24 protein-coding genes are annotated in these 24,433 nt (G+C 66.3%); 11 read left to right on the top strand and 13 right to left on the bottom strand.

All coding sequences use genetic code 11. The annotated features are described in order from the left end of the window. Window positions 1–4: 4 nt before the first annotated feature. The gene (locus tag Q9K01_RS13350; RefSeq protein ID WP_305930618.1) at window positions 5–1,333 is read right to left on the bottom strand and encodes a hemolysin family protein; all 1,329 of its coding nucleotides are present in this window, start codon (window positions 1,331–1,333) and stop codon (window positions 5–7) included. A 194-nt stretch (window positions 1,334–1,527) separates the two neighbouring features. On the opposite strand from Q9K01_RS13350, the gene Q9K01_RS13345 reads away from it, so the two are divergent. Continuing rightward, a complete protein-coding gene (locus Q9K01_RS13345) occupies window positions 1,528–2,229 on the top strand; it encodes a YiaD family glycine zipper/OmpA-like lipoprotein (RefSeq protein WP_305930617.1) in 702 nt (233 codons plus the stop codon). Between the two features lie 75 nt (window positions 2,230–2,304). Here Q9K01_RS13345 and Q9K01_RS13340 read toward each other — a convergent pair whose 3' ends face one another. After that, window positions 2,305–3,093: a 3'(2'),5'-bisphosphate nucleotidase CysQ gene (locus Q9K01_RS13340; protein WP_305930616.1), complete on the bottom strand. Its 789-nt coding sequence runs from the start codon at window positions 3,091–3,093 to the stop codon at window positions 2,305–2,307. Window positions 3,094–3,204: 111 nt separating this feature from the next. Here Q9K01_RS13340 and sucC point away from each other — a divergent pair, with 111 nt between their 5' ends. Continuing rightward, window positions 3,205–4,404, top strand: coding sequence for an ADP-forming succinate--CoA ligase subunit beta (sucC, locus tag Q9K01_RS13335; RefSeq protein ID WP_305930615.1), 1,200 nt, complete (start codon window positions 3,205–3,207; stop codon window positions 4,402–4,404). 28 nt (window positions 4,405–4,432) lie between these two features. Here the strand turns inward: sucC and Q9K01_RS13330 are convergent, their stop codons facing one another. Further along, window positions 4,433–4,936 (bottom strand): DUF6265 family protein, encoded by a 504-nt coding sequence (locus Q9K01_RS13330; RefSeq protein ID WP_305930614.1) that lies wholly within the window; start codon window positions 4,934–4,936, stop codon window positions 4,433–4,435. A gap of 188 nt (window positions 4,937–5,124) precedes the next feature. Here Q9K01_RS13330 and Q9K01_RS13325 point away from each other — a divergent pair, with 188 nt between their 5' ends. The 4 genes from Q9K01_RS13325 to Q9K01_RS13310 all read left to right on the top strand — a co-directional run bounded on the left by Q9K01_RS13325 (window position 5,125) and on the right by Q9K01_RS13310 (window position 8,904). Next, window positions 5,125–5,871 (top strand): electron transfer flavoprotein subunit beta/FixA family protein, encoded by a 747-nt coding sequence (locus tag Q9K01_RS13325; protein ID WP_305930613.1) that lies wholly within the window; start codon window positions 5,125–5,127, stop codon window positions 5,869–5,871. An 82-nt stretch (window positions 5,872–5,953) separates the two neighbouring features. Further along, entirely contained in the window at window positions 5,954–6,883 is a 930-nt protein-coding gene (locus Q9K01_RS13320; protein ID WP_305930612.1) for an electron transfer flavoprotein subunit alpha/FixB family protein, read from the top strand. A gap of 65 nt (window positions 6,884–6,948) precedes the next feature. Then, a complete protein-coding gene (locus tag Q9K01_RS13315) occupies window positions 6,949–7,830 on the top strand; it encodes an energy transducer TonB (protein WP_305930611.1) in 882 nt (293 codons plus the stop codon). A gap of 321 nt (window positions 7,831–8,151) precedes the next feature. After that, complete coding sequence (locus tag Q9K01_RS13310) at window positions 8,152–8,904, top strand: energy transducer TonB (protein WP_305930610.1); 753 nt, start codon at window positions 8,152–8,154, stop codon at window positions 8,902–8,904. A 55-nt stretch (window positions 8,905–8,959) separates the two neighbouring features. Here the strand turns inward: Q9K01_RS13310 and Q9K01_RS13305 are convergent, their stop codons facing one another. The 6 genes from Q9K01_RS13305 to Q9K01_RS13280 all read right to left on the bottom strand — a co-directional run bounded on the left by Q9K01_RS13305 (window position 8,960) and on the right by Q9K01_RS13280 (window position 16,290). Further along, window positions 8,960–10,171, bottom strand: coding sequence for a DUF445 domain-containing protein (locus tag Q9K01_RS13305; RefSeq protein ID WP_305930754.1), 1,212 nt, complete (start codon window positions 10,169–10,171; stop codon window positions 8,960–8,962). Between the two features lie 94 nt (window positions 10,172–10,265). Beyond that, window positions 10,266–13,748 carry an efflux RND transporter permease subunit gene (locus tag Q9K01_RS13300; protein ID WP_305930609.1) on the bottom strand — a complete coding sequence of 1,161 codons (3,483 nt, stop codon included), beginning with the start codon at window positions 13,746–13,748 and terminating at the stop codon, window positions 10,266–10,268. A gap of 6 nt (window positions 13,749–13,754) precedes the next feature. After that, the gene (locus Q9K01_RS13295) at window positions 13,755–14,966 is read right to left on the bottom strand and encodes an efflux RND transporter periplasmic adaptor subunit (protein WP_305930608.1); all 1,212 of its coding nucleotides are present in this window, start codon (window positions 14,964–14,966) and stop codon (window positions 13,755–13,757) included. Window positions 14,967–15,234: 268 nt separating this feature from the next. Continuing rightward, entirely contained in the window at window positions 15,235–15,492 is a 258-nt protein-coding gene (locus Q9K01_RS13290) for a GlsB/YeaQ/YmgE family stress response membrane protein (protein WP_305930753.1), read from the bottom strand. A 196-nt stretch (window positions 15,493–15,688) separates the two neighbouring features. Beyond that, on the bottom strand, window positions 15,689–15,988 hold the full coding sequence (gene sciP / locus Q9K01_RS13285) for a CtrA inhibitor SciP (RefSeq protein WP_305930607.1): 300 nt from the start codon (window positions 15,986–15,988) through the stop codon (window positions 15,689–15,691). Then, window positions 15,985–16,290, bottom strand: coding sequence for a hypothetical protein (locus tag Q9K01_RS13280; RefSeq protein WP_305930606.1), 306 nt, complete (start codon window positions 16,288–16,290; stop codon window positions 15,985–15,987). The genes sciP and Q9K01_RS13280 overlap by 4 nt, the downstream gene beginning before the upstream one ends. A gap of 197 nt (window positions 16,291–16,487) precedes the next feature. Between Q9K01_RS13280 and mnmA the strand changes: the two genes are divergently transcribed. Beyond that, window positions 16,488–17,720 carry a tRNA 2-thiouridine(34) synthase MnmA gene (gene mnmA, locus Q9K01_RS13275; RefSeq protein WP_305930605.1) on the top strand — a complete coding sequence of 411 codons (1,233 nt, stop codon included), beginning with the start codon at window positions 16,488–16,490 and terminating at the stop codon, window positions 17,718–17,720. Window positions 17,721–17,739: 19 nt separating this feature from the next. On the opposite strand, the gene Q9K01_RS13270 is transcribed toward mnmA, so the two are convergent. Next, entirely contained in the window at window positions 17,740–18,081 is a 342-nt protein-coding gene (locus Q9K01_RS13270; RefSeq protein WP_340324277.1) for a hypothetical protein, read from the bottom strand. 29 nt (window positions 18,082–18,110) lie between these two features. Between Q9K01_RS13270 and Q9K01_RS13265 the strand changes: the two genes are divergently transcribed. After that, on the top strand, window positions 18,111–19,238 hold the full coding sequence (locus Q9K01_RS13265) for a serine hydrolase domain-containing protein (protein ID WP_305930604.1): 1,128 nt from the start codon (window positions 18,111–18,113) through the stop codon (window positions 19,236–19,238). 18 nt (window positions 19,239–19,256) lie between these two features. Here Q9K01_RS13265 and Q9K01_RS13260 read toward each other — a convergent pair whose 3' ends face one another. The 3 genes from Q9K01_RS13260 to pdxH are packed head-to-tail and all read right to left on the bottom strand — an operon-like array spanning window position 19,257 to window position 21,582. Then, window positions 19,257–20,057, bottom strand: coding sequence for a PhzF family phenazine biosynthesis protein (locus Q9K01_RS13260; RefSeq protein WP_305930603.1), 801 nt, complete (start codon window positions 20,055–20,057; stop codon window positions 19,257–19,259). Beyond that, a complete protein-coding gene (locus Q9K01_RS13255) occupies window positions 20,054–20,986 on the bottom strand; it encodes a cation diffusion facilitator family transporter (protein ID WP_305930602.1) in 933 nt (310 codons plus the stop codon). Before Q9K01_RS13255 ends, Q9K01_RS13260 begins: the two co-directional genes overlap by 4 nt. Beyond that, the gene (pdxH, locus tag Q9K01_RS13250; RefSeq protein WP_305930601.1) at window positions 20,983–21,582 is read right to left on the bottom strand and encodes a pyridoxamine 5'-phosphate oxidase; all 600 of its coding nucleotides are present in this window, start codon (window positions 21,580–21,582) and stop codon (window positions 20,983–20,985) included. Before pdxH ends, Q9K01_RS13255 begins: the two co-directional genes overlap by 4 nt. A gap of 83 nt (window positions 21,583–21,665) precedes the next feature. On the opposite strand from pdxH, the gene Q9K01_RS13245 reads away from it, so the two are divergent. Genes Q9K01_RS13245 through fabI form a run of 3 tightly spaced genes read left to right on the top strand, consistent with a single transcriptional unit; the run spans window position 21,666 to window position 24,433 of the window. Further along, complete coding sequence (locus Q9K01_RS13245) at window positions 21,666–22,619, top strand: DnaJ C-terminal domain-containing protein (protein WP_305930600.1); 954 nt, start codon at window positions 21,666–21,668, stop codon at window positions 22,617–22,619. Window positions 22,620–22,622: 3 nt separating this feature from the next. Continuing rightward, complete coding sequence (locus tag Q9K01_RS13240) at window positions 22,623–23,633, top strand: YihY/virulence factor BrkB family protein (RefSeq protein WP_305930599.1); 1,011 nt, start codon at window positions 22,623–22,625, stop codon at window positions 23,631–23,633. Further along, the gene (gene fabI / locus Q9K01_RS13235) at window positions 23,630–24,433 is read left to right on the top strand and encodes an enoyl-ACP reductase FabI (RefSeq protein ID WP_305930598.1); all 804 of its coding nucleotides are present in this window, start codon (window positions 23,630–23,632) and stop codon (window positions 24,431–24,433) included. The genes Q9K01_RS13240 and fabI overlap by 4 nt, the downstream gene beginning before the upstream one ends.

Below are 24,433 nucleotides of genomic sequence, written 5' to 3'. Positions count from 1 at the left end.
GGCCTTAGTCTTCGCAGGGGTCCTCGCGCGCGGGCTCGGGGCCTTCGCGCGCCACCAGCAGCTTGTCGATCCGGCGGCCATCCATGTCGACGACCTCGAACCGCCAGCCCTGCTCGCTGAAATACTCGCCCTCCTCGGGCAGCTTGCGCAGCACCGAGAGGACGAAGCCCGCCGCGGTCGCGAATTCGCGGTCCTCGTCGTAATCCAGGCCCAACCGGTCGCCGAGTGCATCCGCCGACAGCGAGCCCGAGACCAGCAGCGAGCCGTCCTCGCGCTCGATCACCGCGGGCGCCTCGCCATGTTCCTGATCGCTGGCGAAATCGCCGACCAGCGCGGTCAGCACATCGACCGGGGTGACGATGCCGTCGAGATGGCCGTATTCATCGTGGACCATCGCCATCGCGATATCGGCCTGCTGGAGCACGCGCAGCGCATCGACCGCGTCGAGCTGATCGGGGACGACCTCGGCCTTCTTCATGAGTGCGCGCAGATCGACCGGTTCGCCCGCCACCATCAGCGCCAGCACCTCGCGCACCTTGACCAGCCCCACCACCTTGTCGGGCGAGCCTTCCGCAACCGGCAGGCACGAATGCGAGCTCGCCTCGATCGCGGCGCGGATCCGGTCCGTATCGGCATCGGCATCGATCCAGTCGAGCTGGTTGCGCGGGGTCATTACCTCGCGCACCGGACGCTCCGCCAGCCGCACCACGCTCTGCAGCATCTGGTGCTGCGCGTGCTCGATCACACCCGAGCGCGTGGCATCGGCAAACAGCATGTGCAGTTCTTCGGCGGTCACCGCGGCCTGACCCGAAGCGCGAACCCGCAGCAGCCGCAGCAATACCGCGGAGGAGGCGTCGAGCAGCCACACCAGCGGCGCGGCGACCCGCGACAGGATCGCCATCGGCCGCGCCATCACCAGCGCGATCGGCACCGCCAGCCGCAGCGCGACCTGCTTGGGGACGAGTTCGCCGATCACCAGGCTGAAATAGGTCGTCAGCGCGATCACCAGCGCGAAGCCGGCTTCTTCGGCCCAGCCTGCGGGCAGCCCCAGCGCCGCCAGCCGCTCGCCCACCGGTCCGCCCAGGCTGGCGCCCGAATAGGCACCCGCGATGATCCCGATCAGCGTGATCCCGATCTGCACCGTGGAGAGGAACTTGCCCGGATCGGACGCCAGCCGCAGCGCGGTGCGGGCGCCGGGCGTGCCTTTCTGGGCGGCGCCGCGCAGCCGCGCGGTGCGGGCGGAAACGATCGCCAGTTCGGACATCGCGAAGACGCCGTTGAGCAGGATGAGCCCCGCGATGATGAGCAGGTCGGACCAGGGAAAGGGTGTCACCGGCGCAGCGCTAGCACAATTGCGCGGCCACGCCAGCCTTGCGGCATCGGGATCGGCAGCGCGGAACGTCAAGAGCGCTCGCGAGTTGGGAGGAGCAGGCGCGGAGTGGGCGCGCTGATCAAATATCCCAATGCTGGGTCGATCCGGTTTCGACTTTCCGAACCGGGGCTCCGCTGAAGAAGGACCAAGTTTCCATGAAAAGATCCAAAATTCTCGTCGCCACGCTGGCTTCCGTCTCGCTGCTCGGCGTGTCGGCCTGCGTCACCGATCCCAACACCGGCGAACAGAAAATCTCGCGCACCGTGCTGGGCACCGGCGGCGGCGCGCTGCTGGGCGGTCTGCTCGGCGGGGTGATCGGCGGCAAGACCGGACGCATCATCGGCGCGGTCGGCGGCGGTGCGGCGGGCGGCTATGTCGGCTACCGCATGGACCAGCAGATCAAGGAGCTCGAGGAAGCGACCGCGGGCACCGGGGTCGATGTGAGCCAGGTCGACGGCGGCGAGGCGATCCTCGTCAACCTGCCCGATGGCGTCACCTTCCAGACCGGCAGCTACACCATCAACCAGACCTTCCGGAACACGCTCGACCGGGTGGCGCAGAGCCTGACGCAATATCCCAACAGCCTGATCGACGTTTACGGCTACACCGATTCGACCGGTTCGGACGCGTTCAACCAGCGTCTTTCGGAGCAGCGTGCCCAGGCGGTGGCGAGCTATCTGACCAGCCGCGGCGTCGCCGCCTCGCGCATCCGCTCGCAGGGCTTCGGCGAGGATCCGCGCTATTTCGTCGGCGACAATGCGACCGCAGAAGGCCGCGCGCTCAACCGCCGGGTGGAAATCAAGATCATCCCGTTCGACGAGCAGGACGTACGCGAGGCGCAGGCCGCCCAGCGGTAAGCCCGCTCCGGATTTTCGCACCGATGAATACAGAGGGGCCGGTCGCAGGATCGGCCCCTTTTCCTCGTCCGGAGGCTAGCGGTCTCGCCGCCCGATCGTCGCAGAGCGCCCCGCCAGTCGCTCCACGGCAGCTCCGTGGATCCCCGGCGCGGAGGCGATCACCCCGAAGGCGCGCGGATCGCGCTTGTTGTAATCGAGCTTGCGCCCGAAGGCATCGCTGGTCGCCGCGCCCGCTTCGCGCGCGATCAGCGCGGCGGCGCCGATATCCCATTCGAAGCCCCAGCGCAGCGTCGCCACCAGATCCGCCTCGTCCGCCGCAACCATGGCGATCCGCAGCGCGATCGAATTGGGTTTGTCGACCAGCGCCAGATCGCGATCCTCCCGGGCGAGCGAATCGGCAGGGACCCGCGCCCCGGCAAACTCGGTGCGGCGCGAGGCGCGCAGAGCGACTCCGTTGCGCATCGCCCCCGCCCCCGCGACCGCGCTCCAGCTTTCGCCCCGCGCCGGGGCTGCAAGAATGCCGATCAACGGCCGCCCGGCGCTGACCAGCGCCACCGACACGCACCAACCTTCGCGCCCGCGGATGAAATCGCGCGTGCCGTCGACCGGATCGACCAGCCAGATCAGCGAATTGGCGAGCCGTGCGGGATCGTCCACCGTCTCCTCCGACAGCCAGCCCGCGGAGGGCAGCAGCGCGCCCAATTCGCGCTTGAGGAAGGTGTCGACAGCGATATCCGCCTCGCACACCGGCGCGCCGGGTTCCTTCTCCCAACTGGCGACGGTGTGGCCCGCACCCGGCCACAGATCATGGGCGATGCGGCCCGCTTCGCGGACTATCGATTCGAGGCGTTGGCTGTCGATCATGAGGAAGCGGCGCGCTTGCACCCGAAACCGGCACTTTTCAAGCGCGCCCAGACATGCTTATGCGGCACCAAACTTCCACCCGCCCTTCGCGGCGCGACAAGGACATTCCCAATGAACATCCATGAATATCAGGCCAAGGAACTCCTCGCCAAGCACGGCATCGCCATTCCCGCCGGACACGCGGCGATGAATGTCGAGGAAGCGGTCGCGGCGGCGAAGAAGCTGCCCGGGCCGCTCTATGTGGTCAAGGCGCAGATCCATGCCGGCGGTCGCGGCAAGGGAAAGTTTAAGGAACTTGAGGCCAATGCCAAGGGCGGCGTGCGGCTCGCGCACAGCATCGAGGACGTCGAGAAGGACGCCGGCGAGATGCTCGGCAATACGCTGGTGACGATCCAGACCGGAGACGAAGGCAAGCAGGTCAATCGCCTCTACGTCACCGACGGCGTCGATATCGCTTCGGAATACTACCTCTCGATGCTGGTCGATCGCGCCAGCGGCCAGGTCGCGATGATCGTTTCGACCGAAGGCGGGATGGACATCGAGGATGTCGCGCACAACACGCCCGACAAGATCGCGACCATCGCCATCGATCCCGCGCAGGGCTTCATGCCGCATCACGGCCGCGCGGTCGCGTTTGCGCTCGAGCTGTCCGGCGATCTCAACAAGCAGGCGCAGAAGCTGGCCAAGCAGCTCTACACCGCCTTCATGGATCTGGATTGCGAGATGCTCGAGATCAATCCACTGGTCGAGACGAAAGACGGCAACCTGCTGGTGCTCGACACCAAGATGAGCTTCGATGGCAATGCGCTCTATCGCCACCCCGATGTCGCGGCGCTGCGCGACGAGAGCGAGGAAGACCCCGCCGAGGTCGAGGCGAGCGAATACGATCTCGCCTATATCAAGCTCGACGGCACCATCGGCTGCATGGTCAACGGCGCCGGGCTCGCCATGGCGACGATGGACATCATCAAGCTGAACGGCGCCTTCCCCGCCAACTTCCTCGATGTCGGCGGCGGCGCCACCACCGAAAAGGTGACCGCGGCGTTCAAGATCATCCTCAAGGATCCCGCGGTCGAGGGCATCCTCGTCAACATCTTCGGCGGGATCATGAAGTGCGACGTGATCGCCAACGGCATCGTCCAGGCGGCCAAGGACGTGAACCTGTCGGTTCCGCTGGTGGTCCGGCTCGAGGGCACCAATGTCGCGGCGGGCAAGGAAATCCTCGAGAATTCGGGCCTGCCGATCGTCAGCGCCAACGATCTGGGCGATGCCGCCAAGAAGATCGTCGCGGAAGTGAAGAAGGCCGCCTGACGCCGGGCTGGCGGAGAGAGAGCGGCGGCTATTCCATTCGCTCGAAGCGGAACACCAGCTCCTCCACCGCTTCGCTGTTCGACTTCATGCGCACGGCGGCGAGCAAGCCATGCTCGCCGTCGCAGCGTAGCGTGAGCGCGTCGAAATAGGCTGCGCAGGGCTCGAGGGCGACCAGGCGGAAGGCGAGCATGTCGTCCTTCTCCTCCCACCCGGTGAGGTCGGCGTCGAAATGCTTGAGGCGCAGCACCAGCGTGCCCGCCTCTTCCATCAGATACATATGCTCGGTGAAGCGGATCCCGCCCTCGCCATCCTGCTGCACGAAGGTTCCGACCATCGTGTCGCCGGTGGCGGGGAGCCAGCTCTCATGCGCGGGTGCGCCGCCGATGCCCTCGCCCGCCCACTGGCCCGCCAGCCATTGCATCCGGTCGAGCGCGGCTGCGGGCGGAACATGCCCGTCGGGCGCCACGCGCGTCTCCTGGGCGAGCGCCGGACTCGCCAGCAACAGCAGAATCGAACCCAGAATCGCGCGCATGGCACCGCCTCCGCCGGAAATCGTCCGAAAGCTACTCCTGCTTGACGTTACGGTAAAGCGGCACTCGCGCTGCGCAGTCGTGAGGGGGGCTTGACCTCGGCCTCCCGGAACGCAATGTCGCCCCCACGCATTCGATAGGTAAGCGGCCAATTCGCGCCGTTTCCAGCTTTTGAAAGGGACTTTCTCGCATGAAAATCCTCGTGCCCGTAAAGCGGGTCATCGATTACAACGTCAAGCCGCGGGTCAAGGCCGATGGCTCGGGCGTGGATCTCGCCAACGTCAAGATGAGCATGAACCCCTTCGACGAGATCGCGGTCGAAGAAGCCATCCGGGTCAAGGAAGCCGGCAAGGCCGAGGAGATCGTGGTGGTCTCGATCGGCCCCGCCAAGGCGCAGGAAACGCTGCGCACCGCGCTTGCCATGGGTGCGGATCGCGCGATCCTGGTCGAGACCGACGATCTGGTCGAGCCGCTCGCGGTCGCGAAAATCCTCAAGGCCATCGTCGAGGAAGAGCAGCCCGGGCTGGTCATGCTCGGCAAGCAGGCGATCGACGACGACAGCAACCAGACCGGCCAGATGCTCGCAGCGCTGCTGGGCCGGCCGCAGGGCACCTTCGCCAACACCGTCGAGGTGGATGGCGACTCGGTCACCGTCAAGCGCGAGGTCGATGGCGGTTTGCAGACCGTGAAGCTCACCCTGCCCGCGATCGTCACCACCGATCTGCGCCTCAACGAGCCGCGCTATGCTTCGCTGCCCAACATCATGAAGGCCAAGAAGAAGCCGCTCGATAGCAAGACGCCCGCCGATTACGGCGTCGAGACCGCGCCGCGGCTGACGACCACCAAGGTCACCGAGCCGCCGGTTCGCCAGGCCGGCGAAAAGGTCGCCGACGTCGACGCGCTGGTCGCCAAGATCAAGGCGCTGGGCATCGCCTGAGAAGGGGGTCTGACAAGGCGCCCGTCACATACGCCAAGGCCTTCGACACAGCGAGGGCGAACGCAAACAAGGGTTTGAAACGATGAACACTCTCGTTCTGGTCGAACACGACAATGACAGCGTCGCCGACGCCACGCTCGCGGTGGTCACCGCCGCAGGCAAGCTGGGCGATGTCACCGCGCTGGTCGCCGGCTCCAACTGCGCCGGCGCCGCCGATGCCGCAGCGAAGATCTCCGGGGTGAGCAAGGTGCTCAAGGCCGACGATCCCGCCTATGCCAACCTGCTGGCCGAAAACGTCGCCCCGCTGGTCGCCAAGCTGATGGAGGGCTACGATGCCTTCGTCGCGCCGGCCACCACCAATGGCAAGAACATCGCCCCGCGCGTCGCGGCGCAGCTCGACGTGATGCAGATCTCGGACATTCTCTCGGTCGAGGGCGAGAAGAGCTTCACCCGCCCGATCTACGCGGGCAACGCGATCGCGACGGTCGAATCCTCCGATCCCAAGCTGGTCATCACCGTGCGCGGCACCGCCTTCGACAAGGCCGAGACCGAGGGCGGCTCGGCGAGCATCGAGGACGTCTCTGGCCCCGGCGATGCCGGCGTCTCGAGCTTCGTCAGCGAGGAGATCGCCGCCAGCGAGCGCCCCGAACTGACCAGCGCCAAGGTGATCGTCTCGGGCGGCCGCGCGCTCAAGGACGGCGAGACCTTCGAACAGATCATCATGCCGCTCGCCGACAAGCTGGGCGCCGGCGTCGGCGCCAGCCGCGCGGCGGTCGATGCGGGCTATGTCCCCAACGACTATCAGGTCGGCCAGACCGGCAAGATCGTGGCGCCGGAAGTCTATATCGCGATCGGCATCTCGGGCGCGATCCAGCATCTTGCGGGGATGAAGGATTCCAAGACCATCATCGCCATCAACAAGGACGAGGACGCGCCGATCTTCCAGGTCGCCGACGTCGGTCTGGTGGCGGATCTGTTCAAGGCGGTTCCCGAGCTGACCGAAAAGCTCTGACCGAGGCGAATACCCGCTTGGATAATGGGACCCTCCTGCAGTAATCCAGCTGCAGGGGGGTCTTTATGTTTCGCACTACGATCTGTTTCGCCGCACTCGCCGCCGCCGGGGCTCAGGACGCGGCGGCGGCGGAGCCCGCTACCGTGCTCCCGGCCTCTTCGAGCTGGCATCTCGATTATGCCGAGCAGAGCTGTCGGCTTGCCCGCACCTTCGGCGAGGGCGAGGGCCGCTCGGTTGTGTTCTTCACTCAACACGGCCCAGGCGATAGCTTCGAATTGACGCTCGCAGGCGAGCCGCTCGATCGATTTTCGCCCAATGTGGCGATTCAGTTCGGACCGATCGGCGGAACGTGGAAGATACGACCCTTCAGGGGGGATGTGGAAGGGGTCGGCCCTGCCCTCATCTACTCGGGGCTCGATCTTGCCGAAGAACAGGACGAGGAAGAGGCCGAAGAAGACGTTGCCGAAGCAAGGGACAGCCTTCCGGCAATCGATATCCACCGCGCCAAGGGAATGGATTACATCGAAGTCAGCCAGGGGCGGCGCCGGGTTCGCTTCGCCACCGGCACGCTCGACAAGCCGTTCGCGGCGCTCAACGCATGTTCCGTGGACCTGATCGCCGAGTGGGGGCTCGATGCCGACCAGCACCGCTCGCTTACCCGGATTGTCGATCCGACCAATATGAAGCTGATCGCCTCGCGAGTGGGCCGGGACTACCCCGCCGCGGCTTTGCACAAGGGGGAGCAGGGCATTATCCGGGCGCTGCTCATAGTCGGCGCAGACGGCAGGGTGGAGCGATGCACCCTCGACAATGCGACGAATTCCGAGACGCTGCCGGCGCCGGCTTGCCGCGTGCTGGATGACGCGGTGTTCGAGCCCGCGCTGGACAGCCAGGGCCAGCCGATGCGCTCGTTCTACATCACCAAGATCGTGTACAAGATGGGGTGATGAACGGGGAATCTCAGCTTTACCCGTTCGCGATCGACGCAATTGGCCGCCGGCAACTCAGTGTCGCTAACGGACCCTCAGGCCGAGCCGACTGATGCCTTGCCTGTAAAAGCACCCGTCGATAGGCTTCCTTCTATGAAACCTCTTGTTCTTGCAATCATGGCAGCGACGGTATCGAGCTCTGCGGTAGTGGCGCGAGCGGACAGCACGCCCGAGGCGGTCGAGGGTGCGCTAGTCTACGAACCGCAAGCGCTGTGGAGCCAATCCTCGGCGGGAGAGGGTTGCTCGGTCAGACGGGATTTCGCCCGTGCCGATCAGCGAATGACATTCGTCATGCAGCGCATGGACCACGGAGCCGACATTCAATTCGGTCTGTTCGGCGATGGTATCGCCCGCCAGCGCGGCACCCTTCACGCAGGTTTCATGCCGTCTGCCGGGCTCGGTCGGTTCGAGAGAATTGCAGACGCCTCGATCGGAGAAATGCCGGGGCTGGTCTTTTCCGGCCAACCCTTCCCCACTCCCGCGACAGGAAACGACGAGTCCGGAGATCGACCACGGTCAAGCTCGGCTCTCGCGGACGCTGTTGGGGACACGGAGTTTTTCGTCGCGGACGGGGTCGCCGTGCGCCCCCTAGCGCTGCACACCTACGCGATCGACAAGGCGCTTCAGGCGCTGGACGATTGCCTGAGCGAGAAGCTCGCTGCACTGGGCGTTCCACAAGCCGTGCTCGACAGGACGGAAACATCTGCGAGACCCGTGGACATCGATCAATGGGCTGCGGAAATTCAGAAGAATTATCCAGCCGAGGCGCTTCGCTCCCGCTACGACGGTCCCGTCCCCGTCAGACTTGTTATCGACCCGCAAGGGCGCCCGACGCACTGCCATGTGTTGAACCAGATGACTGCGAAAGTGCTTCGTGAGGCAGCGTGTTCGGCGCTCCTGCAATACGGACGCTTCGAACCCGCGCGCGATGCGGAGGGAGAGCCGCTGCCTGGGCTCTTGCGGACTTCGATCCAATATGAATTGAAAAACTGGCCCCCCGTGGATGCGCACGGGATGAAGGTTTACGAATAAAGCTTCTATCGGCGGCGGTGCGAATTTAACTGTTCCCGCTTGCGTCGAGCAACCCTCAGAAGACGCCGCTCAGAAAATGCAGCGTCAGCCCCACCAGCCCGCCGACCAGCGTGCCGTTGATGCGGATGAACTGCAGGTCGCGACCGACCGCGCTTTCGACCCGGCCGGTGATCGTGCTGGCGTCCCAGCCGCGCACGGTTTCCGAGACCAACCTGACGATCTGCCCGCCATAGCGCGAGGTCAGCCCCACCGCAGTGCGGCGAGCGAAGCGGTTGACCTGTTGCTGGAGGCGCGGATCGTCGCGCAGCGCGGTGCCCATTTCGGCGAGGCTCTCGGTGAGCCGCCCCGGCATCCCCCCGGCACCGTCGCCGCGGACCATCTCGATCAGCCTGTGGCGCAGCCGTTCCCAGACCCCCTGCCACCAGGTCGCGATGGCGGGATTGTCGAGCATCTCGCGCTTCATCCGCTCGACCTTGGCCTGCATCTCGGGATCCTCGCGCAGGCTCCGCGCGAGATCCGCCAGCCCGTGCTCGACCTTGGCGCGCAGCGGATGCTCGGGATCGATCAGCACCTCGGCGAGCATCCGGTAGAGCCCGTCGAGCACCGAATTGGCCAGCCGCTCGTCGAGCCCCGTGAAGCGAAGCAATGCGTTGGCGCGCTGGTTGATCATCGCGCGAACCATGTCTTCATTGTCTTCCAGCACCAGCCCCGCCCAGCGGATGATGCTGTCGATCAGCGGCCGGTGGCGTCCGTCGGCGATCATCGCCTCGAGCATCTGGCCCAGCAGCGGAGCCACCTCGATCCGGTCGAGCCCGGTCTTGAGCGCGCTGCGCACCTGCCCACCGAGCCTGTCGGGATCGAGCGATTCGAGCACCTCGACGAACAGATCGCCCGCGCCGGCGCGGATTCGCGAGCCGCCCTGTTCGCCGGGCTCGGTCAGATAACGCCCGACCGCCTGCGCCAAATTCATCGCCCGCATCCGCCGCGCCACCACCGCGGGCGTGAGGAAATTCTCGCGCAGGAACTGCGCCATGGTGTCGGCGATGCGGTCCTTGTTCTGCGGGATGATCGCGGTGTGCGGGATCGGCAGGCCGAGCGGATGGCGGAACAGCGCGGTCACCGCGAACCAGTCGGCCAGACCGCCGACCATCGCCGCTTCGGCGAAGGCGTGGACATAGCCCCAGGCGGGATGCAGATCGAGATAGCGGCCCGAGAGGATGAACACCGCGGCCATCGCCACCAGCAGGCCGGTCGCGGTCCAGCGCATCCGGCGGACGCGGTCGGGTGTCGGCATTTCGCCCTGCATCTCGCCTTGGGCGGCGCGCGGCAGGGCCGTCAAAAACCTTCCGCCGCGGGACTTCTCACTCGGCAGGAGCGACCTCCCCTTCGCGCGGTTCGCCGTCTTCGTCGCCCGGGCGATAGGTCAGGAAGCGCTGGCGCAACCAGGGTCCGAGCCGCCGTTCGAGTCCGTCCGCGAGGCTGAATCCCGCAGGCACGATCAGCAAGGTCAGCACGGTCGAGAGAATCAGTCCGCCGATCACCATCGTTCCCATCGGTGCGCGGAATGCGCCATCGCCCGAGCCGAACACGCCCGAGAGCGAGACCGGCACCATCCCCGCGGTCATCGCCACCGTGGTCATCACGATCGGCTGCGCGCGCTTGTGCCCGGCATCCATGATCGCCTCGAACTTCTGCTTGCCGTCGGCCATCGCCTCGATCGCGAAATCGATCAGCAGGATCGAGTTTTTGGAGACGATCCCCAGCAAGAGCAGGACCCCGATATAGACCGGCATCGATTGCGGCTGACCGATGATCCAGACCAGGAAGATGCCGCCCAGCGGCGCGAGCAGCAGCGAGGTCATGTTGACCAGCGGGCTCATCAGCCGCTTGTAGAGCAGCACCAGCACCGCGAAGACCAGCAGGAAGCCCGAGAGGATCGCGATGACGAGACTGTTGAGCATCTCCGCCTGCCATTCGTCTTCGCCGACCACATCGCGGGCGACGCCCTGCGGCAGGTTCTGGAGCACCGGAAGTTCGTCGATTTCCGCCTGCGCCTCGCCCTTGATGACGCCTTGCGCAAGATCGGCGCCGACCAGCACGCGGCGGTTCTGGTTGTAGCGCTGGATCGTGGTCGGGCCCGAACCGAAGCTGATCTCGGCGACCCGCGACAGCGGGACGGTGCCGCCGCTGCGGGTCTGGACCGGCAGGTTCTCGATGGTCACCAGGCTTTCGCGCGACAGTTCGGGCAGCTTGACCCGGATCGGGATCTGGCGGTCGGACAGCGAGAATTTCGCCGCGTTCTGCTCGATCTCGCCCATCGTAGCGATGCGGATCGTCCGGCTGAGCTCGGCGGTGGTGACGCCCAGTTCGGCTGCGAGATCGGTGCGCGGTTCGATGATCAGTTCGGGGCGGTTTATATCGGCGCTGATCCGCGGAGCGACCAGCATGTCGATCCCCTTCATCTGCTCGACCAGAGTCGCCGCGGACTGCTCGAGCAGTTCGGGGTCGGAGCCGACCAGCATGACCGTCATGTCGCGCCCGCTGCCGAAGCCGCCCGATTGCGATGCGAAGCGGACCCGCGCATCGGGGATCTGCGAAAGAGCGGGAGCGAGACTGCGCTCGAACTCGATCGAGGTGCGCTCGCGATCTTCCTTGAGCGTGATGTAGAGCGTCGCCTGCCCTTCGCGAACCCGCTCGAGCGCCAGATCGACCTCGGGCTGCTCATAGAGCAGCGTGGCGACCCGATCGGTCACCCGCTCGGTCGTCTCGAGCGTGGTTCCTGGCACCATCTCGATCTCGATCCGCGAGTTTTCGCTGTCGGTGAGCGGCTGGAACTGGGCGGGCACGTTCATGAACAGCAAGATGGTCAGCAGCAGCGCGAAATAGCCGATCCCGACCATCCAGATGCGATGGTCGAGGAACCGCGCCGACAGGTAGCGCCAGCTGTTCCGCATCCTTGTGCCGGCAAGAAAAGTCAGCAGGCGACCCACTTGCAGCACCAGCAGCGCGGCGAGGAAGCCCGCGCCCAGCGCGATGGCGAACTCGAGAATGGCGAACAGCTTCTCGACCAGGAAAAACGCCATGCCCTGATCGTTGGGATCGGCACCCGCGGGCGTAACCGCATTGCCCATGACGGTGGGAACGTCGAAACCCGAGACGAGGCCGTAGATCCAGAACACGGTAAAGGCGGCGAGACCCAGCATCGCGAGCACCGTGACCAGCAGGCTCAGCGCATAGACGAAGCGGTGGCGCGGGGGCTCGACCGATTCGCGGCGCGCGAACATCTTGCCGCGGTTGAGCGTCCATTCGAGGACCCGCATGTAGCGGTCCATCCACGGGCCCTCGCCGTGTTCCGCATGGCCCTTGGCCTTGAGGAAATAGGCCGCCAGCATCGGGGTGATGAGCCGCGCCACCGCGAGCGACATCAGCACCGCGATCACCACCGTGATGCCGAAATTCTTGAAGAACTGGCCGGGGATGCCGGGCATCAGCCCGACCGGCAGGAACACCGCGACGATGCAGAAGCTGGTCGCGACCACCGGCAGGCCGATCTCGTCGGCGGCGTCGATCGAGGCCTGATAGGCGGATTTGCCCATGCGCATGTGCCGGACGATGTTCTCGATCTCGACGATGGCATCGTCGACCAGCACGCCCGCGACCAGCCCCAGCGCAAGCAGCGAAAGCTGGTTCAAATTGAAGCCGAGCAGATCCATGAACCAGAAGGTCGGGATCGCGGACAGCGGGATTGCGACCGCTGAGATCGCGGTCGCGCGCCAGTCGCGCAGGAAGAAGAACACCACCACGACCGCCAGGACGGCGCCCTCGATCATCGCCGCCATCGAGCTTTCATATTGCTCGAGCGTGTATTTGACGGTGTTGAACAGCGGGACGAAAGTGACGCCGGGGTTCTCCGCCTCGATCGCGGCGATTTCTTCGACCGCGAGATCGAAGGTGGTCACGTCCGACGCGCCCTTGGCGCGCGACATCGCGAAGTTCACGACTTCCTTGTCGCGAACCTTGCTGATCGAGGTGCGTTCGGAATAGCCGTCGCGGACCGTGGCGACATCGGACAGCTGGACGGTGGTGCCATTGCCCAGCTGGATCTGGCGCTGGCCCAGTTCGTAGGCGGTCTCGCTGCTGCCAAGCACGCGCACCGACTGGCGGGTGCCGCCCACCTCGGTCATCCCGCCCGCAGCATCGATGTTGGTCGAGCGCAGCACCTGGTTGATCTGGCTGGCGGTCACGCCATAGGCCTGCATCCGGTCGAGATCGAGGATCACCTCGATCTCGCGGTCGACCCCGGCGAAGCGGTTGACTTCGGCCATCCCCTCCACGCTGAGCAGCCGCTTGGCGACGACGTCGTCGATGAACCAGCTGAGCTGTTCGATCGTCATATCGTCGGCTTCGACCGCGTAGATCGCCAGGAAGCCGCCGGCGATCTCCTCCTTGGAGACGCGCGGCTCGAGAATGCCTTCGGGCAGGCTGCCGCGCACGGTGTCGACCGCGTTCTTGACCTCGGCGACGGCATCATTGGGATCGATGCCGATTTCGAATTCGATGAAGGTGTTGGAATTGCCTTCGCTGGCGGTCGAATTGATCGTCTTCACGCCGTTGATCGACCGCACCGCGGACTCGACGCGCTGGGTGATCTGGTTCTCGATCTCGGTCGGCGCGGCGCCGGGCTGCGAGATCGAGACGTTGACGGCAGGAAATTCGATGTCGGGATTGTTGACGACATCCATCTGCTTGAAGCTCAGCAGACCGGCGAACAACAGCGCGGTAAATATGACCAGCGGTATGACCGGGTTGCGGATCGACCACGCGGAGATGTTCTGGAAATTCATCGCGCGTCAGGCCCCGCCGTTTTCGACCAGCTGGGGATTGACCGTCTCGCCCGGAGTCAGGAAGCCCCCGGCCCGCAGCACGACGCGTTCGCTCCCGGTCAGGCCTTCGGTGATGACGATGCCCCGGGGGGTCACCGAACCGGTGGTCACCGAGCGGCGCTGCGCCGTGTTGTCGGAACCGATGATATAGACGAAGCTACCCTCGTCATCGGACAGCACCGCGGATTCGGGCAGCACCGGCGCCACCACCGTCCCGCTGGCGATCCGTGCGGTCGCGAAACCGCCCGGACGCAGACCGGGTTCGTAGGACAGCGCGATCCGCGCGGTGCCCTGGCGGTCCTGGGGATCGATGGTCGGCGACAGCTGCCATACCTGGCCGATATAGGTCTTCTCGCTGCCCACCGGGGTCACTTCCGCGCGCACGCCGGTCGAAAGATTGCTCAGCTGGGTCTCGCCGACCTGCGCGAGCATCTCGATCTCTCCGCCGCGCGCGATCTGGAACAGCGGTGCGGAGCCCGCGCTCACGGTCTGGCCCGGTTCGACATTGCGCGCCAGCACCAGCCCGGCGGCGGGGGCGACGATGTTGAGCCGCTCGTTGCGCGCCTGAAGTTCGCCCAGCTGCGCCTGCGCGACGCCGAGCCGCGCGACCGCACCGTCGCGTGTGGCGGTGAGGCGGTCGACATCGGCCGTAGAGATGAACCCGCGTTCCACGAGCTGCAGCGCCCGATCGAGATTGGCCTGCGCGAGATTGGCCTCGGAACGCGCCACTTCGATCTGCGCGCGGGCGCTGCGGACCTGCTGCGACTGGACCGAGCGATCGATCACCGCAAGCACCTGGCCCTGGCGGACCCAGTCGCCCGCATCGACGGGCACCGACACGACCCGACCGCCTTCGCCGACGACCCCGACCGGCATTTCGCGGCGCGCGGCGAGCGTTCCGGTGGCGGTAATCTCGCCCTCCACCGTGGTCTGGCCGGGAGCGATGACGCTCACCGCGGGCAATTGGCTGTCGCGATCGGCAACCGGCACGGCTTCCGAACTCGTCATCTGCCAAGCGACCGCCGCCGCGATCAGCGCGGCGATGACGATGCCGATCCCGATGAACAGCCGCCGCCGGTTCCCCTTGCGGTTTTCGCCCTCCAACGCGTCCAGCTCGCCGGCCGGATCGCTGGTCAGGGGGCGATCCCCCTCGCCCGTTATGCTCGTTTCGTAGTTCATCGCGCCTAATGCCCTGGCTTGCTTGCCCTGCAGGTGTGTTACTCGACTATGTCGGTTGGTGCAAGGAGCAGTTCGCCCTCGCCTTACCTGCGGCCGCGAGGAAGGGCAATCAGCCGTTCGACGGGCGACAATGGCAGAACCACGAGCGGCGTGCCGCGCGATCCCGCCGGCGCTGGACTGCGGACGTGGACTGCGGACGTGAAAAGGGCGGCTGACCCGAAGTCAGCCGCCCCGACCTGTCTGTAACGTTTGGGGTTGCGCTGCCGGTCTAGCGGACGCGTCCACGCTGAACGAGATTGGCGATCCCGAGCAGCACCAGCGCACCGATGAAGGCCGCAACCAGGCTCCACAGGTTGAAGGCCGCCAGTCCGCCAATGCCGCCGCCGCCGATCAGGGCCCCGATCAAGGCACCGACGATACCGACGACGATATTCCAGAAGATGCCCATCGAGGCATCACGGTTCATCACGAGACTGGCGAGCCAGCCGATGATTCCGCCAACGATAATCGCGATAATCCAACCCATCATATTCCTCCTGTTGTATTTATTATATTCGCTTGTTCCGATGCTGCCTAAACGAGCGTGCAGGAAAAACGGTTCCCAGAGTGCCGGGTTACTTCCCAGGGTGTCGGGTTACAGGGGGACTATCGAGTGGACAAGACAAAGGTTCCCGCAGCGCTGCGAGAACCTTTATTTGCCACCATTGTACCGGCGGCGCCGGTCAGTACTTGAGCTGGCGTTCGTAGAGATCGCGATAGTGCTGGATGCGGGTCACGCGCAGGCCCTGCATGCCCGAGCGGTCGACCGCACGCTGCCAGGAGGCGAACTCCTCCAGCGTCAGGCCGTAGCGTTCGAGCACCTCGTCGATGGTCAGCAGTCCGCCATTGACCGCAGCGACCACCTCGGCCTTGCGCCGCACGACCCAGCGCTTGGTCTGGGGCGAGGGGAGATCGGCGATCGTCAGCGGTTCTCCGAGCGGACCGATGACCTGTGCTGGGCGGATGTCTTGGTTCTCAATCATGTGTCGTCCCGGTCGCCTTGGGCCGCATCGTTCGCGGCGGCTGCAGGCTTAGAGCCGGTGAATTTGCCATGCCTTAAAATATCCTGGTTACCGTCGCATTTACCTTTTTCGCCGAGTTCGGGTAGCGAGACCGAAAATCCGGCGAACCCCGCCTCGCCCGTGTGTCCCATCTCCTCCCGCAGGTCGCGAGTCGCGGCCAGTCGCGCGACCAGATCCGTCCAGCGCAACTGGTGCAAATGCTGCGATTCGCGCTGTTCGCCTGGTGCGACCGCTTGCGATGGCTTGATGTGACCCTCGAACATGAGGTCGAGATATAGGTCGATGTGGTAAACAGTCCGTGAAACATATTGGCCCTGGCTCGGCGGCTTGCGCCGCGCGCTTCGCGGGTCCTGCGACGCCGGCTCCCGTGACTCGCTCCCGTGACTCTGCGAGTGCCCCCCGCAGGGCTGCACCCGCCTCGCTGGCCAGCGAGCGCGCGGCGGTGTAAGGGCTGCGGCCCATGACCCCCGTTTCCCACGCCGATTATTCCGACGCCGATGTTTCCGCGCCCGATGCCGGACGCCCGGACGGATCCATCTGCGATCCCTTGACCCGTCCCGAGGACGCCGCCGCGCTGTTCGATCTGCCGCGCCCCGCCGCCCAGTGCCGGATCGTCGTCGCCATGTCGGGCGGGGTCGACAGTTCGGTGGTGGCCGCATTGGCCGCCCGCAGCGGTGCGCAGGTGATCGGGATCACGCTGCAGCTGTTCGATTACGGCGCCGCGACGGGGCGCAAGGGCGCCTGCTGCGCGGGCGACGATATCCGCGATGCGCAGGCGGTGGCCGACCGGCTGGGCATCGCGCATTACGTGTTCGATCACGAAAGCAGCTTCCGCGAGGAGGTGGTCGAGACCTTCGCCGACGAATATCTCGCCGGGCGCACCCCGGTGCCCTGCATCCGCTGCAACATGGGCCCCAAATTCACCGATCTGTTCGCCATGGCGCGCGAGCTGGGTGCGGACTGCCTCGCCACCGGGCACTATGTGCGCCGGATCATGGGAGCCGCAGGGCCCGAACTGCACCGCGCGCTCGATCCGGCGCGCGACCAGTCCTATTTCCTGTTCGCCACCACCGAGGCGCAACTCGACTATCTGCGCTTTCCGCTGGGGGGCCTGCCCAAGTCCGAGGTGCGGCGACTGGCCGAGCAGGCGGGCCTGCGCAACGCCGCCAAGCCCGACAGCCAGGACATCTGCTTCGTCCCCGATGGCGACTATGCCAAGATCGTCCGCAGCCTTCGTCCCGAAGGCGGGGTGGCGGGTGCTATCGTCCATGCCGAAAACGGCGAAGTTCTGGGTCAGCACAAGGGAGTGATCCACTACACCGTCGGGCAGCGGCGCGGGCTGGATATCGGCGGCCAGAGCGAGCCGCTCTACGTGGTCGGCATCGATGCCGGAACGCGTGAAGTGCGGGTGGGGCCACGGCGGATGCTCGCGGTCGATCGCGCCCGTGTCGTCGAGACCAACCGCATCGGCCCGCTTCCTGCAGGTCGGTTGACCGCGAAGGTGCGCAGCCTCGCCAAGCCGGTACCGGTGCGGCTCGTAGGGTCGCTAGGGGGGCCGCTCGGCGAGGATGCATCGGTCACGCTGCGGTTCGACAGCCCCGAATACGGCGTTGCCCCGGGGCAGGCGGCGGTGATCTATGCTGGCGAACGGGTGGTCGGCGGCGGCTGGATCGCCGAGACCGGCTCCGAGTGATCGACGGCCTGGAAAGGCGTCACTCCTCCCACGGATCCAGAACGCAGCCGAAGCCTTCGCGATAGCGCGCGGTCTCGCTGGCGATCAGCGGCACGCTGGCGGTGACGCTCTGGTCCTCTGGTATTTCGCTCAGCCGGATCATCTCCATGCCGGCGAGCTTGTCCTTGGCGCAATCCTCCAGACTGCGCCCCGCGACATAGCGGCACGAGCACCCGACCCGCGCAGCATAGGCGGTGCCGACTGCGGCATTGCCGGTGACATTGTCGCGCACATACCACCAGCCCATCGCCAGCAGCACGACGAGCGCGAGCGCCACCCAGGGCCAGCGCCGCCGCCGTGCTGTCGATTTTGAGATTGCCAAGCCGAGAACCCCCATGCGAGTTACGCCGCATGATCACGCGGCTCGCTCCCCTTATCGCCATCCTCGCCAGCGCCTCAAGCCTTGCGTCCTGTTCCGATGCCGCACCGGTGCAGGAGCCGCCGTTGAGCGAGGAAGCGCTGGCTGCGGTCGAGAACGACCCGGGCGCGGCGAAACGCCCGCTGGCGCGCGAGATCGATCACCTGTTCACCAATGAAGGGCTGGGCGAGACCCGCGCCGTGGTGCTGCTGCACGAGGGCGCAATCGCCGCCGAACGCTACGCCCCAGGATATGATGCCGATACCCGCTTCGTCAGCTGGTCGATGGCCAAGACCGTGACCGCGGTGATGATCGGCATGCTGGTGGCCGACGGGCGGCTCGAGCTCGACGCGCCCGCACCGGTGCCCGCGTGGCAGCGCCCGGGCGATGCGCGCAGCGAGATCACCCTGCGCCACCTGCTCCAGATGCGCAGCGGGCTCGACCACACCGAGGCCGGACCGGTGCCGGCCGAATCGAGCGAGGTGCGGATGCTGTTCCTCGACGGGCGCGACGACATGGCTCGCTGGGCCGAGGAGCAGCCGCTCGAGGCCGAGCCGGGCGAGCGGTTCGAATATTCCTCCAATACCACCGTCATCCTCGCCGACATCGCCGCGCGCACGCTGACCGACAGCGAGGATCCCGAGGTCCGGCGCCGGGCGGTGGCGGATTATCTGCGTTCACGGCTGTTCGAGCCGCTCGGAATGAGCTCGGTGGTGCCCGAGTTCGATGCCAGCGGCACGCTGATCGGCGGCAGCCTGATCCACGCCACCGCTCGCGACTGGGCGCGGTTCGCCGATTTCCTGCGCAACAAGGGCTCCTATCACGGAGCGCAGCTGGTCCCGCGCAAATGGATCGAGCAGATGGTGACCCCGAGCCCGAAATCGCCGCATTACGGGTTCCAGGCCTGGCTCAACCGGCCGACGGGCGAAAAGGATCACCCGCTAGTCCCCGAACGCGCGCCCGCCAGCCTGTTCGCCATGATCGGCCATATGGGCCAATATGCGCTGGTGTCGCCGAGCCAGCGGGTGACGCTGGTGCGGCTGGGCCATTCCGACGCGCCCGAGCGCCGGGCGATGCTGCAGCAGGCCGCCGATGTGCTGGAGCTTTATCCGGAGGGCTGAGCGGCGCGGTTTGCCGGCTCAATCGGGCAGCAGGAAACTGCCCTCGACGACCGTCACGCAGGGTCCGCCGAGCCAGACCCGGTCGCCTTCGAGCCGACAGGTGAGATCGCCGCCGCGCCGCGAAGCCTGATGCGCGGTGAAGCTGTCGCGCCCCAGCCGCGCGGCCCAGAACGGTGCCAGCACCGCATGCGCCGAACCGGTCACGCTGTCCTCGGGCACCCCCCAGGCGGGCACGAACACCCGGCTGACGACATCGGCGGTTTCGCCGGGCGCGGTGCAGATCGCCATCCGGTCGATCTTCTCGAGCGCGCGCATATCGGGTGCCATCGCGCGTAGCTGCGCTTCGGATTCAAGCAGGATGATTGCGGTCTCCTCGGTGCCCGCCACGGTGTCGAACACCGGCGCGTCGATCCCGAGCGCCTCTAGCAGGCCGGGCACCGGCAGTTGCTCCACCGGGCTGACCGGCAGCGAAAGTTCGTAACCCGACCCCTGGCGGCGGACGTGGAGCGTGCCGGCATGACGGGTGCGGAAGCTCACCTCGTCGCCGCCGTCGCGCGTCAGCAGGACATGTCCGCTCGCCAGCGTCGCATGGCCGCACAGCTTCACCTCGCTGGTCGGAGTGAACCAGCGCAATTCCCAACCCGCCCCATCGCTTCGGTCGCGGACCACGAAGGCGGTCTCGGCGAAAGCGTTCTCCTCGGCGATCGCCTGGAGCACAGCGTCGGGCAGCCACCCGCCGAGCGGCATCACCGCCGCCTGATTGCCCGCGAAGGGACGGTCGGCGAAGGCGTCCACGTGCCAATAGGGCAGTGTGGTCATGGGGTCTCTCCTGCGAGCCGTTTGAATTCGTCTTCCTCGACCAGCGGATTGCCCGGATCGTCCACATGGCCCTCGGGGTCGATATGGATCAGCAACTCCATCTCGGGGAAGCGGGTGCACAGATCCGCCTCGACCCGCTCGATCACGTCATGCGCCTGCTCCACCGTCATGCTCCCGGGCAGATCGACGTGGAACTGGACGAAATCCTGCGTCCCGCTGGTGCGGGTGCGCAGATCGTGGAGGTTGGAGAGTTCGGGATGGCGCGCCGCGGCCGCGACGAAGGCCGCCCGCTTCTCGTCGGGCCATTCGCGGTCGAGCAATTGATCCACCGCGCTCGTCGCCGCCGACCAGGCGCCCCACAGCAGCCAGGCGCCGATCGCCAGGCCGAACAGCGGGTCGGCCAACGCGAGACCGGCGTATTGGTCGAGCACCAGCGCGGCGATCACCGCAAGATTGAGCAGCAGGTCGGACTGGTAATGGACGTGATCGGCGCGGATCGCGACCGAGCCGGTGCGCGCGATCACCACGCGCTGCCAAGCGAGCAGTGCGAAGGTGGCGACCATCGCGACCAGCGAGACTGCAATCCCTTCCTCTGCGCCCGCGGTCGCGCCGCCCTCGACCAGCCGCATCGCGGCGCGAAAGATGATCGCCGAGGCCGACAGCGCGATCAGCACCACCTGCACCATCGCTGCCAGCGCCTCGGCCTTGCCGTGCCCGAAGCGATGCTCGCGGTCGGCGGGCTGCGCGGCGAACCACACCCCGACCAGCGTCGCGAGGCTGGCAACCAGATCGAGCGCCGAATCGGCGAGGCTGCCGAGCATCGCGGTCGAGCCGGTGCGCCAGCTCGCCCAGGTCTTGAGCGCGACCAGCAATACCGCCACCGCGATCGAGGCGAAGGCGGCGGAGCGGGCGAGCGTTGAGCGCTTCATGGATAAAGCAGCGTGTCCGTCCACCCCTCGCCCGCACGGACGAACAGGCGGCGGTCGTGCAGGCGGTTGGGGCGGTCGAGCCAGAACTCAATTCGCTGCGGGGCGAGGCGGAAGCCGGTCCAATGGGCGGGACGGGGGATATCGCCCTCGGGATATTGCTCGGCGAGCGCCTCGACCCGCGCGAAATAGGAGGCGCGCTCATCCAGCGGGCGCGACTGATCCGAAGCCGCCGAGCCGATTTGCGACACCCGCGGGCGCGAATGGAAATAGGCATCCGCCTCGGCGGCGCTCACTTCCTCGAGCGGCCCCTCGATCCGGATCTGGCGGCGCAGGCTCTTCCAGTGGAACAGCAGCGCCGCCTGCATATTGGCGCGGATTTCCTCGCCCTTGCGGCTCTGGGCATTGGTGAAGAAGGTGAAGCCGCCCGGCCCATGCCCCTTGAGCAGCACCATCCTGAGCGAGGGCGCACCCGAAGGAGTCGCGGTGGCGAGCGCCATCGCGTTCGAATCATTGGGCTCGCTCGCGCGGGCTTCGGCAAACCAGGTCTCGAACAGATCGAAAGGATCGCTTTGCGGAATGGCGCTTTTGTTGTCCATGAGACGACGCCCTAACGCCCTCGCCCGCATTGGCAAAGCCATCGTGCTTGCCCTTGCACACCGCTCCACCTAGCTAACACGCCATGGCCGATCCCTATTCCACCCTTGGCGTCCCCCGCACCGCGTCCGAAAAGGACATCAAGAGCGCCTATCGCACGCTCGCCAAGGAGCTCCACCCCGACCGCAACACCGGCAACCCCGAGGCCGCCGACCGCTTCTCGGATGCGACCAAGGCCTATGATCTGCTGTCGGACAAGGCCAAGCGCGCCCAATACGACCGCGGCGAGATCGACATGGAAGGCAACCCCACCCATCCCTTCGCCGGGATGGGCGGCGGCGGCGGCTTCGGATCGCGCGGACAGTCGCGCGGCCAGGGCGGCTATCGGCCCGAGGATTTCCAGCGCGGCGGCGCGGAAGACGTCGATCTGAGCGATCTGTTCGAGGGGCTGTTCGGCGGCGGGCGGACCACCGGCGCCGGTTTCGGAGGGGCGCGCCGCAGCCAGCAGGCACCGCCGCGCAAGGGCGCCGATATCGGCTACCGCCTGCGCGTACCCTTCGTCGATGCGGCGAGCCTCAAGGATCAGCGCATCACGCTGTCCGATGGCAAGACCATCGATCTCAAACTGCCCAAGGGGGTCGAGAGCGGCACCCAGATGCGGCTCAAGGGCAAGGGCGAGGCGGGCCCCGGCGGCGCGGGCGACGGGCTGGTGACGATCGAAATCGAAAAGCATCCCCTTTTCAGGCGCGAGGGCGACGATGTCCGCTGCGATCTGCCGATCACGCTCGACGAGGCGGTCAACGGCGGCAAGGTCCGCGTTCCCACGGTCGACGGGCCGGTGATGATGACGATCAAGCCCGGAACCGACGGCGGCACGGTGCTGCGGCTCAAGGGCAAGGGCTTCTCGAAAAAATCCGGCGCGCGCGGCGACCAGCTGGTCACGCTCGAAATTCAGTTGCCCGAGGACCTCGGCCCGCTCGCACAGCGGCTCGAGGGATGGAAGGACGACAGCGATCCCCGGGCCAAGCTCGGGGTGTAGCGCTTGGCCAGGAAACCCCTGCCGCAGCCCGAGGAGCGCGAGGTCGCATCGCTCTCTCCCGAGGCGCGCCGCCAGCAGGCGCTCACGCTGCGGGGGCGGGTCGTGCGCCAGATCGGGCCCGGAACGAAAGCATGGGAGGTGATGAAGCGCACCGCGCTGGGCACCTTCAACGACGGTTTCATCCACGCCGGCAATCTCGCCTATCTGTCGATCTTCTCGATCTTTCCCTTCTTCATCCTGGGCGCGGCGCTGTTCTCGCTGGTGGGCGAGGAGAGCGAACGCGCCGCCAGCATCAACGCCGTACTGGTCGCGCTTCCGCCGGTGGTGGGAAATGTGATCGAACCGGTGGCGCGCGATGTCATCGCGGCACGCAGCGGCTGGCTGCTGTGGGCCGGTGCGCTGGTCGCGCTGTGGACCGTGGGCAGTCTGGTCGAGACGATCCGCGACATCCTGCGGCGCGCCTACGGCACCGGGATGACCCATGCCTTCTGGAAATACCGCCTGCTCTCGGCAGGCGTGATCATCGGCGCGGTCGTGCTGCTGATGCTGTCGCTCATCGCGCAATTCCTGATCGGCGCCGCGCAGCAGGTGATCGAAGCCTATTTCCCGCAATTGATCGATCGGGTCAGCGATCTGCGACTGACCCGGATCATCCCTGCGCTGGGCCTGTTCGGTTCGCTCTATCTGATCTTCTACACGCTCACCCCGTCGCACTACCGCGCCAGACGCTATCCCAAATGGCCGGGCGTGCTGCTGACGACGATCTGGTGGATCCTGGTCGCGACGCTGATGCCGATCGTCCTGCGCAGTTTCTTCACCTACGATCTCACCTATGGCAGCCTGGCCGGGATCATGGTCGCACTGTTCTTTTTCTGGCTGGTGGGGCTGGGCGTGGTCATCGGCGCGGAACTCAACGCCGCCATGGCCGAGACGCCCGAGGAAGAATTCACCAAGACCGGCTCGGCCGAGACCGTGCAGCAGGACGACACAACACTCGAAGGGAACGCCGAATGAGCGGATTGATGGCAGGCAAACGCGGGCTGATCATGGGCCTCGCCAACGACAAATCGCTGGCCTGGGGGATCGCCAAGCGCCTGAGCGAACAGGGCGCCGAGCTGGCGTTTTCCTATCAGGGCGAAGCGCTCAAGAAGCGCGTCGGTCCGCTGGCGGAGCAATTGGGCAGCGACTTCACCTTCGAATGCGACGTTTCCGACATGGATGCGCTCGACGAAGCCTTTGCGACGCTCAAGGCGCGCTGGGACACGATCGATTTCGTCGTCCATGCGATCGGCTTTTCCGACAAGGCCGAGCTGCGCGGAAAATACGTCGACACCAGTCTCGACAATTTTCTGATGACGATGAACATCTCGGCCTATTCGCTGGTGGCGGTCGCCAAGCGCGCGCGTGCGATGATGCCCGCGGGCGGTTCGATCCTGACGCTGACCTATTACGGCGCCGAAAAGGTCATCCCGCATTACAACGTGATGGGGGTGGCCAAGGCGGCGCTGGAATCGAGCGTCCAGTATCTGGCCAACGATCTCGGGCCCGAAAACATCCGCGTGAATGCGATCAGCGCCGGTCCGATCAAGACCCTCGCGGCGAGCGGGATCGGCGATTTTCGCTACATCCTGCGCTGGAACGAGCTCAATTCGCCGATGCGCCGCAACGTCACCATCGAAGACGTCGGCGGCTCGGGGCTCTATTTCCTCTCGGACCTGTCGTCGGGGGTGACCGGCGAGGTCCATCATGTCGACGGCGGCTATCACGTCGTGGGCATGAAGCAGGAAGACGCACCGGATATCGCGCTGGATTGA

The sequence above is a fragment of the Qipengyuania benthica genome, from assembly GCF_030717865.1.
Lineage (GTDB): Bacteria > Pseudomonadota > Alphaproteobacteria > Sphingomonadales > Sphingomonadaceae > Qipengyuania > Qipengyuania benthica.
Note: the sequence above shows the minus strand (reverse complement) of the source record. Positions and strands in the feature narration are given on the sequence as shown.

Excerpts from the sequence above, each read along its gene's own strand:
- Q9K01_RS13345 (WP_305930617.1), top strand. The coding sequence starts at position 1,528 with ATGAAAAGATCCAAAATTCTCGTCGCCACGCTGGCTTCCGTCTCGCTG.
- Q9K01_RS13245 (WP_305930600.1), top strand. The coding sequence starts at position 21,666 with ATGGCCGATCCCTATTCCACCCTTGGCGTCCCCCGCACCGCGTCCGAA.
- Q9K01_RS13255 (WP_305930602.1), bottom strand. The coding sequence starts at position 20,986 with ATGAAGCGCTCAACGCTCGCCCGCTCCGCCGCCTTCGCCTCGATCGCG.
- pdxH (WP_305930601.1), bottom strand. The coding sequence starts at position 21,582 with ATGGACAACAAAAGCGCCATTCCGCAAAGCGATCCTTTCGATCTGTTC.
- Q9K01_RS13340 (WP_305930616.1), bottom strand. The coding sequence starts at position 3,093 with ATGATCGACAGCCAACGCCTCGAATCGATAGTCCGCGAAGCGGGCCGC.
- sucC (WP_305930615.1), top strand. The coding sequence starts at position 3,205 with ATGAACATCCATGAATATCAGGCCAAGGAACTCCTCGCCAAGCACGGC.
- Q9K01_RS13310 (WP_305930610.1), top strand. The coding sequence starts at position 8,152 with ATGACATTCGTCATGCAGCGCATGGACCACGGAGCCGACATTCAATTC.
- Q9K01_RS13280 (WP_305930606.1), bottom strand. The coding sequence starts at position 16,290 with ATGTTCGAGGGTCACATCAAGCCATCGCAAGCGGTCGCACCAGGCGAA.
- fabI (WP_305930598.1), top strand. The coding sequence starts at position 23,630 with ATGAGCGGATTGATGGCAGGCAAACGCGGGCTGATCATGGGCCTCGCC.
- mnmA (WP_305930605.1), top strand. The coding sequence starts at position 16,488 with ATGACCCCCGTTTCCCACGCCGATTATTCCGACGCCGATGTTTCCGCG.
- Q9K01_RS13330 (WP_305930614.1), bottom strand. The coding sequence starts at position 4,936 with ATGCGCGCGATTCTGGGTTCGATTCTGCTGTTGCTGGCGAGTCCGGCG.
- Q9K01_RS13305 (WP_305930754.1), bottom strand. The coding sequence starts at position 10,171 with ATGCGCTGGACCGCGACCGGCCTGCTGGTGGCGATGGCCGCGGTGTTC.
- Q9K01_RS13290 (WP_305930753.1), bottom strand. The coding sequence starts at position 15,492 with ATGGGTTGGATTATCGCGATTATCGTTGGCGGAATCATCGGCTGGCTC.
- Q9K01_RS13265 (WP_305930604.1), top strand. The coding sequence starts at position 18,111 with ATGATCACGCGGCTCGCTCCCCTTATCGCCATCCTCGCCAGCGCCTCA.
- Q9K01_RS13320 (WP_305930612.1), top strand. The coding sequence starts at position 5,954 with ATGAACACTCTCGTTCTGGTCGAACACGACAATGACAGCGTCGCCGAC.
- Q9K01_RS13260 (WP_305930603.1), bottom strand. The coding sequence starts at position 20,057 with ATGACCACACTGCCCTATTGGCACGTGGACGCCTTCGCCGACCGTCCC.
- Q9K01_RS13300 (WP_305930609.1), bottom strand. The coding sequence starts at position 13,748 with ATGAATTTCCAGAACATCTCCGCGTGGTCGATCCGCAACCCGGTCATA.
- sciP (WP_305930607.1), bottom strand. The coding sequence starts at position 15,988 with ATGATTGAGAACCAAGACATCCGCCCAGCACAGGTCATCGGTCCGCTC.
- Q9K01_RS13295 (WP_305930608.1), bottom strand. The coding sequence starts at position 14,966 with ATGAACTACGAAACGAGCATAACGGGCGAGGGGGATCGCCCCCTGACC.
- Q9K01_RS13315 (WP_305930611.1), top strand. The coding sequence starts at position 6,949 with ATGTTTCGCACTACGATCTGTTTCGCCGCACTCGCCGCCGCCGGGGCT.
- Q9K01_RS13325 (WP_305930613.1), top strand. The coding sequence starts at position 5,125 with ATGAAAATCCTCGTGCCCGTAAAGCGGGTCATCGATTACAACGTCAAG.